We start from the raw sequence: 15,040 nt of genomic DNA on the forward strand, positions 1-15,040 counted from the left end.
CACGCGACCGGCGTGCTCGCCGGGCCCGCGGTGGCCCGTGCCGGAGCAGGGCAGGACGGAAGGAAGGCGTGGAGGACGTGACTGCTCGCGCCCAACGGACCCATCATGATCTCGATCGTCTCATGGAACCGTGCCCCAAAGCTCCATCCGGCCGGGCCCGTGCGGCCCGCGCACCCCGCGGCCCGGCCGTACGCCGAGGTCAGGGTTCGATCAGGCCGGCGCGGATGGCGTAACGGGTCAGGTCGAGGCGGTCGTTTAGGCCGAGCTTGGCCAGGATGTTGCTGCGGTGGCGGTCGACGGTCTTCGGACTGATGACCAGGGTGTCGGCGATGGCCTTGGTCGAGTGGCCCTCGGCGATGAGCTTGACGATCTCCTCCTCGCGGGCGGTCAGCAGGCTGTCGGGCAGCGGGTCGCCGTGCTGGTGGCGGTGCAGGTAGTCGCGGATCAGCGCGGTGACCGCCCCCGGGTAGAGGAACGGCTCGCCGCGCATCGCCGCCCGGCACGCCTCGATCAGGTCGCGGTCGGCGACCGACTTCAGCACGTAGCCGCAGGCGCCCGCCTTCAGCGCGGCGAAGAAGTACTGCTCGTTGTCGTACATCGACAACATCAGCAGGCGTACGCCCGGCTGCCGGCGGGAGATCTCCCGCGCGGCCTGCAACCCGGTCATCCGGGGCATGGCGATGTCCAGGATGACCAGGTCGACGTCGTGGGCGCGGACGGCCTCGACGGCCTCGGCCCCGTCCGCGGCCTCGGCGACCACGGTCAGGTCGGGCTCGGCGTCGAGGATCAGGCGTACGCCCTGGCGGACCAGCGCGTGGTCGTCGGCGAGCAGGATGCGGGTCATGGGGCGTCCTCCTTGGCCGCGCCGGGAACGGTGAGGGTGATCTCGGTGCCGCCGCCGGGCGGCGAGTGCACGTTCAGGCGGGCCCCGATGAGCAGGGCGCGCTCGTGCATGCCGCGGATGCCGGCGCCCGGCTCGCCGATGCCGCCACGGCCGTTGTCGGTGACGCGCAGGACCAGGTCGCCGCGCTCGGGCGCCAGCGTGAGCGTGGCCCTGGTGGCCTGGGCGTGGCGGGCGACGTTGGTGAGGCTCTCCTGGGCGATGCGGTAGAGGACGAGCTCGACCTCGGAGGTGAGCGGCGGCAGTCCGGGAGCCAGCCTGCGGTTCACCTCGACCGTGCCGGTCTGGGACAGGTCGGTGGCCAGCGCGGTCAGGGCGCTGGTCAGGCCGAGGTCCTCCAGTACGCCGGGGCGCAGCCGGTGGGCGACCTGGCGCACCTCGTCCAGGCTGGTCCTGATCGCCTCCTGGGCGTGCCCCAGCTCCTCCGACAGCTCCGCGGGCCCGCGGTCGCGTACCCGCTTGAGCGCCAGCAGCGCGACGGTGAGGCTCTGGCCGATCTCGTCGTGCAGCTCGCGGGCGATGCGGCCGCGTTCGGCCTCCTGGGCGGCCAGGGCCTGGGCGCTGGCCACGCTGCGCTCCTCCTCCAGGCGGTCGAGCATCTGGTTGAAGGTGTCGGTGACGCTCCTGAGGTCGCGGTTGCCGGCGACGGGCAGCCGGTCGTGGGTGTGCATCAGGTCCACCCGCCGCATGAGGGCGGTCAGCGAGGTCAGCGGGGCGAGGCTGGCCCGTACCAGGAACGCGTTCGCGGCCAGGATCAGCGCCAGGCCGATCAGCAGCACGGGGACCTCGGCCAGGAGCACCGGTGAGGAGACCGTCGCCGGTGACAGCGCCAGCACGAACGTGCCCGCGGCGAAGACCAGCGCGTTGATGACGAACAGGCGGCGGAACAACGCCTGGGCCGGACTGCGGCCAGGCGGCTCCGGCGCGGTGGCGACGGCGTCTTTCATGCCTCCAGCCTGGGCGGTTGCCGCCCGCGCTGTCCACTGACCCCGCCCGGATACGGCTCGGCCCCCACCCGATATGGGGGCCACACCCAATGGGCACGGGCCCCCGCCCGGTGATGACATTGAAATCCCCGGAAAAAAGGGACGGACCGTGAGGAGGTGGGCGATGCGTGGCACGGACTCCGTCCGGGCCACCACGGCAGGACCGCTTCTCCTCCTGCCCGCCCCCGTGCCGCGGTCCGTCCCCCGGGGCCAGCCGACGGGTGGGCCGAGCCGGGGGCCGGCCGCCGTCCAGTGGCCGGGGAAGGGCGCCTGAGGCCGTCCCCGCCAGGCCCGCACCGGGCCGCCGTCACGACCTTCGCCAACGCCCCCGCAGGAGGTGCCCCATCAAGACCTGCCATACGACCATGCCCGGAACCGGCGGCGACCGCCGTGTACTGACCACTTCGACCAGCGTGGAGGGTGCCTTGCGAGCACAGGACATCGTCGTCGCCCTGCCGACCGTGACCGCCCGCGACTCCGTCGTACGCGCGGTACGGCTGATGGTGGTCAACCGGCTGCCCGGACTCATCGTCGTCGACGGGCAGGGCCGGCCGGCGACCGTGCTGCCCGGCACGCAGGTGCTGCGGCTGGCCATCCCCGGCACGTACCAGGAGGACCAGGCGCTGGCCCGCACCCTGGATGAGAGCGACGCCGAGCTGTTCTGGCAGGAGCTCGCCCACCTGACCGTCGGCGACTGCCTGCCCAGGCCGCCGGCGCGGCCCGTCACCGTTCCCCTGGACGCGACACTGCTGGAGGTGGCGGCGCTGATGGCCCGCACCCGCAGCCCGCTCGTCGCCGTGCTCGGCGCGGACGCCACCCTCACCGGGGCGATCACACTGGAACGCCTGCTGACCAGCCTGGCCATCACGAGCCTTCCGGACTGATCGGATGAGCGCGATCCTGGCCATGGCCATCTTCGTGGTGGCGTTCTTCTTCATCGCCACCGAGAAGGCCGACAAGGTCAAGGTCGTCCTGGTGGCGGCCGGGCTGATGACCGTGCTCGGGCTGACACCGGGGGAGGAGGTGTTCTCCTCAGGCCACGCGGGGATCGACTGGAACGTCATCTTCCTGCTGCTCGGCATGATGATCATCGTGGGGGTGATCAAGCAGACCGGGCTGTTCGACTATCTGGCGATCTGGGCGGCCAAACGCTCGCGCGGGCGGCCCTACCGGCTGATGGCGATGCTGATGGCCATCACCGCCGTGGCCTCGCCCTTCCTCGACAACGTCACGACGATCATGCTGGTCGCGCCGGTGACGGTGATGGTGTGCGGGCGGTTGCGGATCCCGGCGCAGCCGTACCTGATCGCCGAGGTGCTGGCCTCGAACATCGGCGGGGCGGCGACGCTGATCGGCGATCCGCCGAACATCATCATCGGCAGCCGCGCGGGCCTGACGTTCAACGACTTCCTCGTGCACATGGCGCCCGCGGTCGTGGCGATCTTCGCGGTGTTCGTGCTGCTCACCTATCCGCTGTTCCGGCGGTCGTTCCACTACAACGCCGACCACGTCGCCAAGGTGATGGCGTTGCAGGAGCGGCGGGCCATCACCGACCCCGCCCTGCTGGCGCGGTCGATGACGGTGCTGGCCGGCGTGGTGACGGCGTTCGCGCTGCACTCCGTCCTGCACCTGGCGCCCTCGATCATCGCGTTGGTCGGCGCGGGGGTCATGCTGCTGGTGTGCCGGGTCGAGCTCGGGGACGTGCTGCGCGAGGTCGAATGGCCCACGCTGGTGTTCTTCGCCGGGTTGTTCGTCATGGTCGCGGGCCTGGTGCACACCGGGACCATGGAGACCATCGGACGGGCCACCATCGACCTGTTCGGCGACAACTACTTCGCCGCGGCCACCTCGCTGCTGTTCGGCTCCAGCGTGCTGGGGGCCTTCTTCGACAACATCCCGTACGTGGCCACGATGGCCCCGGTCGTGGAGGAACTGGCGGCCGCGGCCCCGGACGCCGCCACCGGGCAGGCGCTGTGGTGGGCCTTCGCCTTCGGCGCCGACTTCGGCGGCAACGGCACGGCCGTCGCCGCCAGCGCCAACGTCGTGGCCCTCGGGATCGCCGCCCGTACGGGGAACCCGATCACGTTCTGGCAGTTCACCCGGTACGGCATCGTCGTCACCCTGGGCAGCACCGCCCTGGCCTGGGTGTACGTCTGGCTGCGCTACTTCTGAGCCGGGGCCGCCCGGTCAGGGGCGCAGCCGGTGGAACAGCTCGACGCGGGCCCGGTGGTATTCCAGGTCCTCCTCGTCGTGCGCCACCCCTGACCGGGCGGCCTTGTGGAAGTAGGCGTACTCCCGGCGCAGCTTGTGCCTGACGAGCTGGGCCAGCGACTCGTCGTCGAGCGGGGCCGCCGTGCCGCCCTCCTCGTGGTAGGCGGCCACGAACTCCTTGCTCGGCCCGGTCACGTCGTCGCCCCACTCCAGGGCGGCGGCGGCCAGCTCCAGCTCGGGGGCGCCGACGAAGGTCTCGTCCCAGTCGAGCACCGCGACGATCCGGCCGTCCCTGGCCAGGGTGTTGCCGGTGTAGAAGTCGCCGTGCAGGGGGTGGCGTACGGGATGGCCGGCGTGGAAACGCGCCAGCCAGCGGTCCAGGACGGGGTCGGGCAGGCCGGCCGCGTCCTCGGGCGGGTCGCCGTACAGGCCGGACTCCTGGAATGCGGGCACCGGGCGCGGCCCCGGACGGCAGCCGGCCAGCGCCCGGTGGAGCCTGGCCAGCAGGCGCGCCCCGGCCTCGCGCTGGGCCGGTACGTCAGAGTCCGGCCAGTCGCCTTCGACGTACGGCCAGCAGGAGATCGGCCGCCCGTCCACGACGACCACGGTCGCCCCCTCGGCGGTGGTCAGCGGCGCGACGGCCTCGGGCAGCGTGGCGGCGGCGTGCCGGGCGACGGTGTGGCACCACTCCGACTCGGCGACGCCGCGCGCGGCCGGGCCGATCCCGAGCACCCGGTCGCCCAGGCGGTAGGCGGCCGACTCCTCCCCGCCGTGCAACCGCCCGCCCTCTCCCTCGACATCCCAGGCCATTAGGGCGGCTCGGCGGATCGCGGGGGTGAGGGGCGTCTTGGCATAGATCACCTTTCCAGGCTACGGTCCCGGCCCGGTTCTTGAGTGTTCCGCCAAGGTAGGCCAAGGTCGGGCAAGGTCGGGCGACACGGGGTCCCAAATTCCGCGTTCTCCGCCGCATGGCGCTTAACCTGCACTAACAGGATCATCATTCGCTTGCCACCCTGCCGCGAGGCCAGCCGGTGCCAGGCCCGCTCCGAACTCGGGATGCCCATGATCGCGCAGTCGCAGGAGATCTCGCGCAGCTCTCATCCGCCCCATACCCGCCCGCTCCGGCGTCAGGTCCGCGGGGGTTTTGGAACGTTCCACACCTCGTGCCCGACCTGGCGCGACCTTCCTCCCGCCGTCGTCCCGCGCCGCCGCTAGCGCCGTCCGGCCAGGCCGCCGGGCGTGTCCGCCGATCAACGCCTGGGAGTCCCGCGTGTCCTATCCAACGCCGCCGGCCACGCCGGCGCGGCCGCGTACGCCCTGGCGGCACGTGACCGGCGCCGGGCGGCGGGTGGAGATCAACCCGTGGTTGTCGCGGGCGCCGTGCTCGGTGCGCGCGTGCCTGCCGGAGGAGGTCGCCGCCGCCGGGCGGGCCCGCCGCGCGGCCCGGCTGTCCGCCGCCCTGCTGGTGCTGCTGACGTCCTTGCCGGTGTTCCTCGTCATGGGCGCGGCGCCGCGGTTGTGGCGGGCGCGGATCGTCCGGGCGGCGGCCAGATTGCTGCTGCGCGCCCTCGGCGTCCGGGTCGAGGTCACCGCGAGCGAGCCGCCGGCCTGCGACGCGGCCGGGCTGCTCGTCGTGGCCAACCACGTCTCGCTGCTCGACCCGGTGGTCATGCTGGCCGCGCTGCCCTGCCGTCTGCTGGCCAAGCAGGAGGTACGCGGGTGGCCGCTCATCGGGACGCTCGGCGCAGCGTGCGGGGCGCTGTTCATCGACCGGGAACGCCTGTCCACGCTGCCGGTCGCGGTGGGGCTGATCCGCGACGCCCTGCGGGCCGGCGAGGCGGTGGCCGTCTTCCCCGAGGGCACGACGTCCTGCGGGCGCGAGGTCGGCACCTTCCGGCCCGCGGTCTTCCAGGCCGCGATCGACGCCGGGGCGGCGGTGTGCCCGGCCGTCCTGCGCTACTACGAGGGCGAGAGCCGGTCGAGCCGCGGGAGCTGGGTGGGCGAGGACACGCTGCCCGGCTCCCTCCTGCGGGTGGCCGGCACGCGGCGGCTGCGGGCCGAGGTACGGCTCACCACCCTCCTTCGGCCCGCCGAACCGGGCCCCGGACCGAAGGCGCGGGCCGCCCTGGCCCACGCCGCCGAGGAGCGCGTGCGCGCCGGCCTCGACTGACCGTTACTCAAGGTGAGGACTTACCGATGTGGGGCAATTCGCCGCTGCCCGGCCGTACGCGGCGCCTGCGGCAACAGGCGGTGCTCTGGGGCGCGCTCGCCACGTTCGCCGTGGCGCTCGTGGCCGGCATGGACGTGCACGAACGGCTCGTACTGGGCGACATCGTCCCGCTCGGATCGTCATCCGTACGGGCGGACGACCTGCTGCGGAACGGCTTCCACGCCGGGAACGCCAACCTGGTCCTGATCGCCCGTGCCACGCGGCCCGTGGACGCCCCCGAGATCGACGCCGCCGGGAAACGGCTCACCGAACGCGTCTCGGCCGACCCCGGGGTGTGGCAGGTCACCTCGTACTGGCGGGACCACGCGCCCCGGCTGCGCGGCCGCGACGGGCACGCCGGGGTCGTCCTGGCGCACCTGAGCGGCGACAACGCCGCCCGCAACGCCGCCGCCCGCCGGATCGTGCAGTCCCTGAACGGCCGCTACGGCCCCCTGGCGCTGTCGGCCACGGGCGAGGCGCAGGTCCGCGTCGAGGCCCAGGACCGCAGCGAGGCCGACCTGCGCACCGCCGAGCTGATCGCCGCGCCGCTGACCCTGGCCATCCTGTGCCTGGTGTTCGGCAGCGTCGTCGCCGCCCTGCTGCCGGTGCTGATCGGGCCGCTGGCGGTGGTCGCCACCATGGCCGTGCTGCGCCTGCTGACCGAGGTCATGGAGATCTCGGTGTTCGCCCTGAGCATCTCCAGCGCGCTGGGCTTCGCCCTGGCCGTCGACTTCAGCCTGTTCATCGTCACCCGCTTCCGCGAACACCTGGCCGAGGACGGGGACGCCTCCCGCGCGATCGCCGTCACCATGCGCACCACCGGACGGGCGATGGCCTGCTCGGCGGCCACCGTGGCGCTGTCCATGTCCGCGCTGCTGCTGTTCCCGTTCACGATGCTGCGCTCACTGGCCGTGGGCGGGATGACGATCAGCCTGATGGCGGCGGCGGCCAGCCTCCTGGTGCTCCCGGCCGTGCTCACCCTGCTCGGCGACCGGGTCAACCGGCTCCCCGTACCGGGTCCGTGGAGCGCCCGGCGCCGCGCCGCGCCGCCGGTGGAGGACGGCCCCTGGTACCGCCTGGCGATCGCCGTCATGCGCCGGCCGGTGGTGGTGGCCGTGCCCGCGACCGCGTTGCTGCTGGCCATGGGCGTGCCGTTCCTGGGCGCCCGGTTCGGCACCCTGGACGACCGGGTCCTGCCGCCCGACGCGCCCGCCGCCGTGGCCGCCCGGTCCCTGCGCGCCGACTTCGGCGGGCAGCAGGTCGTCGGCGGCACCCTGATCGTGCTGCCGGACCTGCCGCCGACGGCCCAGGACGCCGCCGGCCGGCTGGACGCCTACGCCCGGCGCCTGTCCGCCACCGCCGGCGTGCTGCGCGTGGACACGGCGGGCGGCTCGTACAGCGGGGCCGGCGTCGTCCCGAGGGAGGGCCGCCGGTTCACCGGCGAGGCCGGCACCTGGCTGCTCGTCACCACCGCGCACGAACCGTTCTCGGTGGCCAACAGCGAGCTCGTCCAGCGCCTGCGCGCGATCACCGCCCCCGGGCGGGCGTTCTTCGGCGGGCCGGGAGCCGAGCTCGACGACGTCAGGCAGAACATCGCCGGCACGCTGCCCCTGGCCCTGACGCTGATCGCGCTGACCACGCTGGCCATGGTGGCGCTGCTGACCCGCAGCGTCGTGCTGGCCGTCAAGGCCCTGGTGATGAACGTGCTGAGCCTCACCGCCACCTTCGGCGCCCTCGTCCACGTCTTCCAGGACGGCCACCTGGGCTGGCTGGTCGGCGACTTCACCGCCACCGGCAGCATCGACGCCCTCATGCCCACGCTGATCTTCTGCGTCGCCTTCGGCCTGTCCATGGACTACGAGATCTTCCTGCTGTCCCGCATCACCGAGGAGTACCGGCGCGGCGGCGACACGGTCACCGCCGTGGCCACCGGGCTCCAGCACACCGGGCGGCTGTTCACCTCGGCCGCGGTCATCTTCGCCGTCGTCATGGCCGCCGTGGCGACCTCAGGGCTGGCGGTGCTCAAGATGATCGGGGTGGGCATCGCGGTGGCCGTCCTCGTGGACTGCACGCTGATCCGCACGCTGCTCGTGCCCGCCGTGATGCGCCTGGCCGGGCCCGCCAACTGGTGGGCCCCCCGGCCGCTGCACCACGGGCGGCGCGGCGGCGACGGCTCGTCCGGGGCGGCGCCGCGTGTACCCGTGGGCGCCGGCGCGGGCGGCTCGGACGGCACGGACACCCCGCCGCCACCACCCTGACCGCCCGACCGCCCGGCCGACCAAGGAGATCGCGATGTCCATCCCCGCACAGGACCACCGCCACGAGGACACGGCGTCCCCGACGACGCCGTGCGCGCCGGAGTCCTGCGTCGGGCCGCCCGTCACCGCCGCCGGGCCGGTCCGCCGGGCCGCCCGCCTCCTGGGCTGCGGGCTGGCCCTGCTGACGGCCCTCGCGGTGACGCCGGTGCTCCGCCACGGCCCGGCGGCCCTGCGCGGGCCGCTGTCCCGGCGGTCCATGCGCCTGATCGTCGGCTCGGTCGGCATCACGGTACGGACCACGAACGGCGTCCCCGCACCGGCCGGCCCCGGCAGCCCCGGAACCCTGCTCGTCAGCAACCACGTCTCCTGGGCCGACTCGCTGGTCCTGGCGGCCGTCACACCGGCCCGCCACCTCGCCAAGCGGGACGTCGGCCGCTGGCCGCTGATCCGGTCGCTGGCCGCGGCACACCGCACCCTGTTCATCGACCGGGACCGCCCCGCCGCGCTGCCCGCCGCCGTCACCGCGGTAGCCGCCGCCCTGCGCGACGGGGACACGGTGCTGGCCTACCCCGAAGGCACCACCTGGTGCGGCCACGCCATGGGCGCCTTCCACCCGGCCCTGTTCCAGGCCGCGCTGGACGCGGGCGCCACGGTACGTCCGGTGGCGCTGCGCTACCTGGAGGGACGGGCGCGCTCCAGCCGCGGCTCCTGGGTCGGGGAGGAGTCCCTGCTGACCTCGCTGCTGCGCGTGGTCGCCACCCGGCACGTGGTGGCCGAGGTGACCTTCCTGCCACCCGTACGCCACGAGCCCTCCGGACGGCCGCGCGAGGACCGGGCGGCCCTGGCCGCGCTGGCCGAGTCGCAGGTCAGGGCAGCCGTCCTCGGCCCGGCTTGATGGACATTTGAGGTGTCACACCCGGACCGGCACGCACTGCTCCTGCACACTCGGACTCGCCCCCCCAACTCGTCGAGAGAACGGAGGACACCATGACCGACGACCAGATCGCAGACCTGCTCCGCGGCCACTGCGCGCGAGTCCTGGGGGTCAGCCCGGCTCAGATCACCCCGCACACCGACCTGCGCACCGAACTGGACGCCGACAGCCTCGACTTCGCCGAACTGTACGCGGTGGTCGAGGACGAATGGGGCACCTTCGCCGACGAGTCGCTGCAGCGGGTCCGTACGGTCGCCGACATGGCCGCCGTGATCCGCCGCCATCTGATGACGGTGGGCGGCTGATGCGAACCCGCGTCGCGGTCACCGGGGTCGGCCTGCGCACGCCGGCCGGGTCCGGCCCCAAGGAACTGTGGAACACGCTGCTCGGCGGGCGTTCCACGGCACGGACCATCACCTCCTTCGACGTGTCCGCCCTTCCGGTGCGCTTCGCCTGCCAGATCCACGACCTGGACGTCTCGGCGTACCTGACGGTCAAGCAGGCCCGGCGGCTGGACCGGGCGTCGCTGCTGGCGGTGTGCGCCGCGGGCGACGCGCTGGCCGACGCCGGCCATCCCGAGGTCCCGGCCGAGGGCCGGGCCGTGGTGGCGGGCAGCTCCTTCTGCGGCACCGAGACGTACGAGTCGACGCTGCTCGGCGCGGACGGTCCCGGCGGGCTGAAGGCGTCCCCGCTGTTCATCCCGAAGATCATGCCCAACGCGGGCGCCGCCGCCGTCGGCATGCGGTACGGCGTCCGGGGGCCGAGCATGGCGGTGTCGACCGCGTGCGCGTCCGGGGCGCACGCCATCGGCGAGGGCGTCCGGCTGATCCGCGACGGCTCGGCCGACCTGGTCCTGGCCGGCGCCGGGGACGCCAACATCACGCCCGGCATGCTGCACGGCTTCAGCCGCTGCCGCGCCCTGTCGGCCCGCAACGACGACCCGGCGGCGGCCTGCCGGCCCTTCGACGCGGGCCGCGACGGGTTCGTACTGGCCGAGGGGGCCGCCTTCCTCGTCCTGGAACGCCTCGACGACGCCGTACGCCGGGGCGCCCGCGTCCACGCCGAGCTGTCGGGCTACGGCCGTACCTGCGACGCCCACGACCTGACGGCGCCCGCCCCCGAGGGAGAGGGCGCCCGGCGGTGCATGGAGGCCGCGCTCGGCGACGCCGGCCTGAGCCCGGCCGACATCGTGCACGTCAACGCCCACGGCACGGGGACCGAGCTGAACGACCTGACCGAGGCCCAGGCGATCCGGAGCGTCTTCGGGCCCGCCGCCGTGCCGGTGACCTCGACCAAGGGCGTGACCGGCCACGCCATCGGCGCCTCCGGGGCGATCGAGGCCGTGGCCTGCGTGCTGGCGATCGCGGAGTGCACCGCCCCGCCGACCGCCAACCTGGACCGGCTCGACCCGCGCTGCGACGTCGACGCGGCGGCCGTGCCCCGCCCGATCGCGCGGGGGCCGGTGTTGTCGAACTCGTTCGGCTTCGGCGGCCACAACGCCACCCTGATCCTCTCGCCGCCGCCCTGACGGTCCGCGCCGCGTCAGTGCTCCCCGGGATGCGACGGGGAGACGAACACGCAGAACGGGTGACCGGCCGGATCGGCGTAGACCCGCAGGGGCTCCTCGGCGTCGTCGATCCGGTCCAGCAGCAGTCGGCCGCCGAGGCGCAGGACACGTTCGTGCTGGGCCAGGAGGTTCCCGGCGGACGCCACGGTCAGGTCCAGGTGGAGCTGCTGGGGCACCCCGTCGTCCGGCCAGGTCGCCGCCGGCAACGTGCCGACCTGCTGGAAGGCGAGTTGAGGGGCGCCGTCCGGGGTTCTCAGCACGAGCCAGTCACGGCCGCGCGGGTCGTCGGCCCCCGCCTCGGGCGGCTCGTCGCCGGGCCGGTAGACCAGGCCCAGCAGGGCCCGGTAGAACTCCGCCAGCGCCCTGGCGTCGGTGCAGTCGAGCACCACCTGACGCAACCTGATCCCGTCGTCCTGACCGGCCATCGCACGTCCTTCCCATGATCGCCCGCGCGTCCGCCCCGCTTCCTGCACGCGGAGGCGGCGCGTCAAACCCCGGGATCACCACGTGACGGGCAGCGCGGCCACTCCGTAGATGGTGGCACGCGGACGCAGCGGCACCTCCGCGGCGGGCACGGCCAACCGCAGCCCGGGGAAGCGGCGCAGCAGCGCCGGGTAGGCCAGCCGCATCTCCAGCCTGGCCAGCTGCTGGCCCAGGCACTGATGGATGCCGTGGCCGAAGCCGAGCTGCGGGCCTGCCTCGCGGGCGACGTCGAAGCGGCCGGGGTCGGGGAAGCGGGCGGGATCACGGTTGACGGCCGGCAGGGACAGCGTCACGGTCTCCCCGGCCCTGATCGTCCGCCCGGCGAGCGGCACGTCGGCCCTGGCGACCCGGATCGGGCCGATGTGGGTGATGCTGAGGTAGCGCATCAGCTCCTCGACGGCGGTCGCCGCGACGCCGGGGTCGGTGCGTACCAGCTCGGCCTGCTCGGGGCGGCACAGGAGCAGGAACGTGCCGAGGGCCAGCATGTTCGCGGTCGTCTCGTGCCCGGCGGTCAGCAGCAGCGTGGCCACGCCCGTGAGCTCCTCGTGGCTCAGCTCGCCGCCGGTGGCCAGCTGACTGATCAGGTCCTGGCCGGGGGCGGCGCGCTTGCGCGCGACCAGTTCGGACAGGTAGCCCATCAGCTCGGCGCCCGCCGCGCCGCGTTCCTCGACGGGGCTGTCCAGGTTCACCGCCCGCGCGGTGGTGGCCTGGAAACGGGAGCGCTCCTCGTACGGGACGCCGAGCAGCTCGCAGATCACCAGCGAGGGCACCGGCAGCGCGAACGCGGAGACCAGGTCGGCGGGGGCGCCCGCGCGGGCGATCTCGTCGCGCACGCCGTCGATGATCTCCTGGATCCTGGGCTCCAGGAGCCGCATCCTGCGCATGCTGAAGTGGCCCGTCAGCAGCCTGCGGTAGCGGGAGTGCTCGGGGTCGTCCATGGCGATGAAGAAGCCCGGCGGGATCACCAGGTCCGTCAGCCCCTCGGGCGGCGCCAGTTCCTTGATCGGCGGGGCGGCGCCCTGGGAGGTGTTGCTGAAGCGCGGGTCGTCGAGCACCACGCGGGCCTCGGCGTGGCCGGTGACCAGCCAGCCGGGCCGGCCGTCGGCGTAGATCATCCGGTGCAGCGGTCCGTGCAGCTCTCCGAGTACGGCCGGCGGCTCGAACGGGTCGTCGCGTTCGAGCGGCAGGGCCTGAAGGATGTCCATGACTTCAGAAAATCGCATAGACTGCGAAATTGCAAGCTATGCGTAAACGCAGACCATGCAGTAGGCTGGCCCGGTGGAAGGTCATCGCGAACGCAAGAAGGTCCGCACCCGCCGCGCGCTGCTGGAGGCCGCCGTGCGGCTGTTCGCCGAGCGGGGCTACGAGCAGACCACCGTCGCCGACATCGCCGCGGCGGCCGACGTGGCGCCCCGCACCTTCTTCGCTTACTTCGCCGGCAAGGAGGACGTGCTCTTCCTGCGGGCCGGCGACCGCGAGCTGGCCATGCTGGAGGTGATCGCCGGGCGGAGGCCGGGCGAGCCCCTGGGCGAGCTGCTGAGCCGGATGTTCGAGGCCCTGGTGCGCAGCATGGCCGAGGACGACGAGCTGGACTTCGCGTTGTCGCCGCTGCGGGCGCGGCTGATGCTCACCGAGCCCGCGCTGCGCTCCCGCGGCCTGACGCTCATGATGGAGACGCAGCCCCGGCTGGCCGCCGCGCTGGCCGAGGTCTACCCCCGCCTCGACCCCGTCTCGGCCGGCGCGGCGGTCGGGAGCTTCATGGGCGCGCTGGCCGTGGCCGGACTCGTCGCCCAGCAGCGGGGCGGCTCGGACGACGACGTCCTGGCCGCCGGCCGCCGCGGGATCGAGATCGCGCTCGACGGGCTGTCCACCCTCGACGACGCCTGACGTCGGCGCGCCGGAGGGCTCACAACCAGCCGCTCCTGCGCAGCAGCCGGTACACGACGACCACCGCGACCGCCATGAGGGATAACGCCAGCGGATACCCCAGCAACCAGTGCAGCTCGGGCATGTGGTCGAAGTTCATGCCGTACACCCCGGCGATCATGGTGGGGACGGCGATGAGGGCGGCCCAGGAGGAGATCTTGCGCATGTCGGCGTTCTGCTGCATGGCCGCCGAGCTCTGCTCCCGGCCCACCAGCGCCAGGTGGGCGCTCAGGGCGTTGGTGAGCAGTTCGTTGTGCTGGTCGATCGCCGCGTCCACCCGCAGCAGGTGGTCCAGGACGTCGCGGAACTGGTCGCGGGCGACGGCGCACAGCTCCACCCGGCCCTTGACGATCTCCTCCAGGACCGGGATCAGGGGGTCCTGGGCGGCCCGGAACTCCAGCACCTCTCGTTTGAGCGAGTAGATGTCCTCGGTCACGTCGGCGTGCTCGCCGCTGAAGACCCGCCGCTCCAGGACGATGAGGTCGTGCTCCACCTCGTGGGAGATCTGCGAGTAGGTGTCCACGACCTCGTCGCAGATCGCGTACAGGACCCCGGCGGGCCCGGCGGCCAGCAGTTCGGGGTCGGCCTCGATGCGCCGGCGGACCACGGTGAGCGGGTTGGCCGGGCCGTGCCGTACGCTGATGACGAAGTCGGCGCCCACGAACAGGTTGATCTCACCGACCTCGATGTCGGAGCCGTTCTCGACGTAGAGCAGCGGCTTGAGCACCACGAACAGGGTGTCGCCGTAGCGTTCGAGCTTGGGGCGCTGGTGGGCGTGGATGGCGTCCTCCACGGCCAGCGGGTGCAGCTGCACCTCGCTGGTGATCAGGTCGAACTCCTCCTGTGTGGGCTCGTGCAGGCCGATCCACAGGAAGCAGTCACCTCGCGCCCGGGCCCCGGCGAAGGCCTCGCTGATGTCGCCCTCGATGGTCTCGCGTACGCCGTCGCAGTAGATCGCCTTGTCCACAATCACAACCGGCATTTTCGCCCAAGGGAGAGAAGTCATGCCCAGACACGTTCTCACCGGCGCCCCCGGGGCCGGGAAGACCGCCGTCCTGCGCCTGCTGGAGGTGCGCGGGCACGCCGTCGTCGAGGAGGCGGCGACGGACGTCATCGCCCTGGCCGGCGCGCTCGGCCCCGCCGAGCCCTGGCACGAGCCCGCCTTCGTGGACGAGGTCGTCACCCTGCAACGCCGTCGCCAGGAGGCGGTGCGGCAGGACCGGGCCGCCGCCGTCTTCTTCGACCGTTCGCCGGTCTGCACGCTGGCGCTGAGCCGCTACCTCGGGTTCGGCACGTCCCGCCTGCTCGCCCGCGAGGTCGAACGGGTCGTGGCCGAGGGTACGTACGACGGAAGGGTCTTCTTCGTCCGCAACCAGGGCTTCGTGCGGGCCACGCCCGCCCGGCGGATCAGCTTCGAGGACTCACTCGACTTCGAGCGCCTGCACGAACGGACCTACCGCGACCTCGGGTTCGAGCTCGTCGAGATCCCCGCCGCGCCGGTGGCCGACCGCGTCACGCTGATCGAGCGCTCACTGAACGCTTGATCTCAACCGCGGTTGAGGTTG

Annotated in this window: 15 protein-coding genes; 9 read left to right on the forward strand and 6 right to left on the reverse strand. The window is 73.2% G+C overall.

Annotated features, from left to right (window positions below; all coding sequences use genetic code 11):
- Positions 1-199: 199 nt before the first annotated feature.
- Positions 200-844 carry a response regulator transcription factor gene (locus DMB42_RS50685; RefSeq protein ID WP_125648866.1) on the reverse strand — a complete coding sequence of 215 codons (645 nt, stop codon included), beginning with the start codon at positions 842-844 and terminating at the stop codon, positions 200-202.
- On the reverse strand, positions 841-1,848 hold the full coding sequence (locus DMB42_RS50690; RefSeq protein WP_125648869.1) for a histidine kinase: 1,008 nt from the start codon (positions 1,846-1,848) through the stop codon (positions 841-843). Before DMB42_RS50690 ends, DMB42_RS50685 begins: the two co-directional genes overlap by 4 nt.
- 464 nt (positions 1,849-2,312) lie before the next feature.
- On the opposite strand from DMB42_RS50690, the gene DMB42_RS50695 reads away from it, so the two are divergent.
- Positions 2,313-2,771: a CBS domain-containing protein gene (locus tag DMB42_RS50695; RefSeq protein ID WP_125648872.1), complete on the forward strand. Its 459-nt coding sequence runs from the start codon at positions 2,313-2,315 to the stop codon at positions 2,769-2,771.
- 4 nt (positions 2,772-2,775) lie between these two features.
- A complete protein-coding gene (locus DMB42_RS50700; RefSeq protein WP_125648875.1) occupies positions 2,776-4,059 on the forward strand; it encodes an SLC13 family permease in 1,284 nt (427 codons plus the stop codon).
- A gap of 15 nt (positions 4,060-4,074) precedes the next feature.
- On the opposite strand, the gene DMB42_RS50705 is transcribed toward DMB42_RS50700, so the two are convergent.
- Positions 4,075-4,959, reverse strand: coding sequence for a phosphotransferase enzyme family protein (locus DMB42_RS50705; protein WP_125648878.1), 885 nt, complete (start codon positions 4,957-4,959; stop codon positions 4,075-4,077).
- 409 nt (positions 4,960-5,368) lie between these two features.
- Between DMB42_RS50705 and DMB42_RS50710 the strand changes: the two genes are divergently transcribed.
- The 5 genes from DMB42_RS50710 to DMB42_RS50730 all read left to right on the forward strand — a co-directional run bounded on the left by DMB42_RS50710 (position 5,369) and on the right by DMB42_RS50730 (position 11,027).
- Positions 5,369-6,268 carry a lysophospholipid acyltransferase family protein gene (locus DMB42_RS50710; RefSeq protein ID WP_125648881.1) on the forward strand — a complete coding sequence of 300 codons (900 nt, stop codon included), beginning with the start codon at positions 5,369-5,371 and terminating at the stop codon, positions 6,266-6,268.
- 26 nt (positions 6,269-6,294) lie between these two features.
- On the forward strand, positions 6,295-8,565 hold the full coding sequence (locus DMB42_RS50715) for an MMPL family transporter (protein WP_125648884.1): 2,271 nt from the start codon (positions 6,295-6,297) through the stop codon (positions 8,563-8,565).
- A 34-nt stretch (positions 8,566-8,599) separates the two neighbouring features.
- A complete protein-coding gene (locus tag DMB42_RS50720) occupies positions 8,600-9,460 on the forward strand; it encodes a 1-acyl-sn-glycerol-3-phosphate acyltransferase (protein WP_125648887.1) in 861 nt (286 codons plus the stop codon).
- Positions 9,461-9,552: 92 nt separating this feature from the next.
- Complete coding sequence (locus DMB42_RS50725; RefSeq protein ID WP_125648889.1) at positions 9,553-9,804, forward strand: acyl carrier protein; 252 nt, start codon at positions 9,553-9,555, stop codon at positions 9,802-9,804.
- Entirely contained in the window at positions 9,804-11,027 is a 1,224-nt protein-coding gene (locus tag DMB42_RS50730) for a beta-ketoacyl synthase (protein ID WP_125648892.1), read from the forward strand. The genes DMB42_RS50725 and DMB42_RS50730 overlap by 1 nt, the downstream gene beginning before the upstream one ends.
- Before the next feature lie 14 nt (positions 11,028-11,041).
- Here DMB42_RS50730 and DMB42_RS50735 read toward each other — a convergent pair whose 3' ends face one another.
- Entirely contained in the window at positions 11,042-11,491 is a 450-nt protein-coding gene (locus DMB42_RS50735) for a VOC family protein (RefSeq protein ID WP_125648894.1), read from the reverse strand.
- A 75-nt stretch (positions 11,492-11,566) separates the two neighbouring features.
- Positions 11,567-12,754 (reverse strand): cytochrome P450, encoded by a 1,188-nt coding sequence (locus tag DMB42_RS50740; RefSeq protein ID WP_125648898.1) that lies wholly within the window; start codon positions 12,752-12,754, stop codon positions 11,567-11,569.
- 73 nt (positions 12,755-12,827) lie between these two features.
- On the opposite strand from DMB42_RS50740, the gene DMB42_RS50745 reads away from it, so the two are divergent.
- Positions 12,828-13,436: a TetR/AcrR family transcriptional regulator gene (locus tag DMB42_RS50745; RefSeq protein ID WP_125648901.1), complete on the forward strand. Its 609-nt coding sequence runs from the start codon at positions 12,828-12,830 to the stop codon at positions 13,434-13,436.
- A gap of 19 nt (positions 13,437-13,455) precedes the next feature.
- Here the strand turns inward: DMB42_RS50745 and DMB42_RS50750 are convergent, their stop codons facing one another.
- A complete protein-coding gene (locus DMB42_RS50750) occupies positions 13,456-14,448 on the reverse strand; it encodes a magnesium and cobalt transport protein CorA (RefSeq protein WP_125648904.1) in 993 nt (330 codons plus the stop codon).
- 31 nt (positions 14,449-14,479) lie between these two features.
- Between DMB42_RS50750 and DMB42_RS50755 the strand changes: the two genes are divergently transcribed.
- The gene (locus tag DMB42_RS50755) at positions 14,480-15,019 is read left to right on the forward strand and encodes an AAA family ATPase (protein ID WP_125648907.1); all 540 of its coding nucleotides are present in this window, start codon (positions 14,480-14,482) and stop codon (positions 15,017-15,019) included.
- Positions 15,020-15,040 lie beyond the last annotated feature (21 nt).

It is taken from the genome of Nonomuraea sp. WAC 01424 (assembly GCF_003947315.1).
Taxonomy (GTDB): domain Bacteria; phylum Actinomycetota; class Actinomycetes; order Streptosporangiales; family Streptosporangiaceae; genus Nonomuraea; species Nonomuraea spiralis.

Excerpts from the sequence above, each read along its gene's own strand:
- DMB42_RS50755 (WP_125648907.1), top strand. The coding sequence starts at position 14,480 with ATGCCCAGACACGTTCTCACCGGCGCCCCCGGGGCCGGGAAGACCGCC.
- DMB42_RS50735 (WP_125648894.1), bottom strand. The coding sequence starts at position 11,491 with ATGGCCGGTCAGGACGACGGGATCAGGTTGCGTCAGGTGGTGCTCGAC.
- DMB42_RS50700 (WP_125648875.1), top strand. The coding sequence starts at position 2,776 with ATGAGCGCGATCCTGGCCATGGCCATCTTCGTGGTGGCGTTCTTCTTC.
- DMB42_RS50715 (WP_125648884.1), top strand. The coding sequence starts at position 6,295 with ATGTGGGGCAATTCGCCGCTGCCCGGCCGTACGCGGCGCCTGCGGCAA.
- DMB42_RS50720 (WP_125648887.1), top strand. The coding sequence starts at position 8,600 with ATGTCCATCCCCGCACAGGACCACCGCCACGAGGACACGGCGTCCCCG.
- DMB42_RS50725 (WP_125648889.1), top strand. The coding sequence starts at position 9,553 with ATGACCGACGACCAGATCGCAGACCTGCTCCGCGGCCACTGCGCGCGA.
- DMB42_RS50740 (WP_125648898.1), bottom strand. The coding sequence starts at position 12,754 with ATGGACATCCTTCAGGCCCTGCCGCTCGAACGCGACGACCCGTTCGAG.
- DMB42_RS50685 (WP_125648866.1), bottom strand. The coding sequence starts at position 844 with ATGACCCGCATCCTGCTCGCCGACGACCACGCGCTGGTCCGCCAGGGC.
- DMB42_RS50730 (WP_125648892.1), top strand. The coding sequence starts at position 9,804 with ATGCGAACCCGCGTCGCGGTCACCGGGGTCGGCCTGCGCACGCCGGCC.
- DMB42_RS50690 (WP_125648869.1), bottom strand. The coding sequence starts at position 1,848 with ATGAAAGACGCCGTCGCCACCGCGCCGGAGCCGCCTGGCCGCAGTCCG.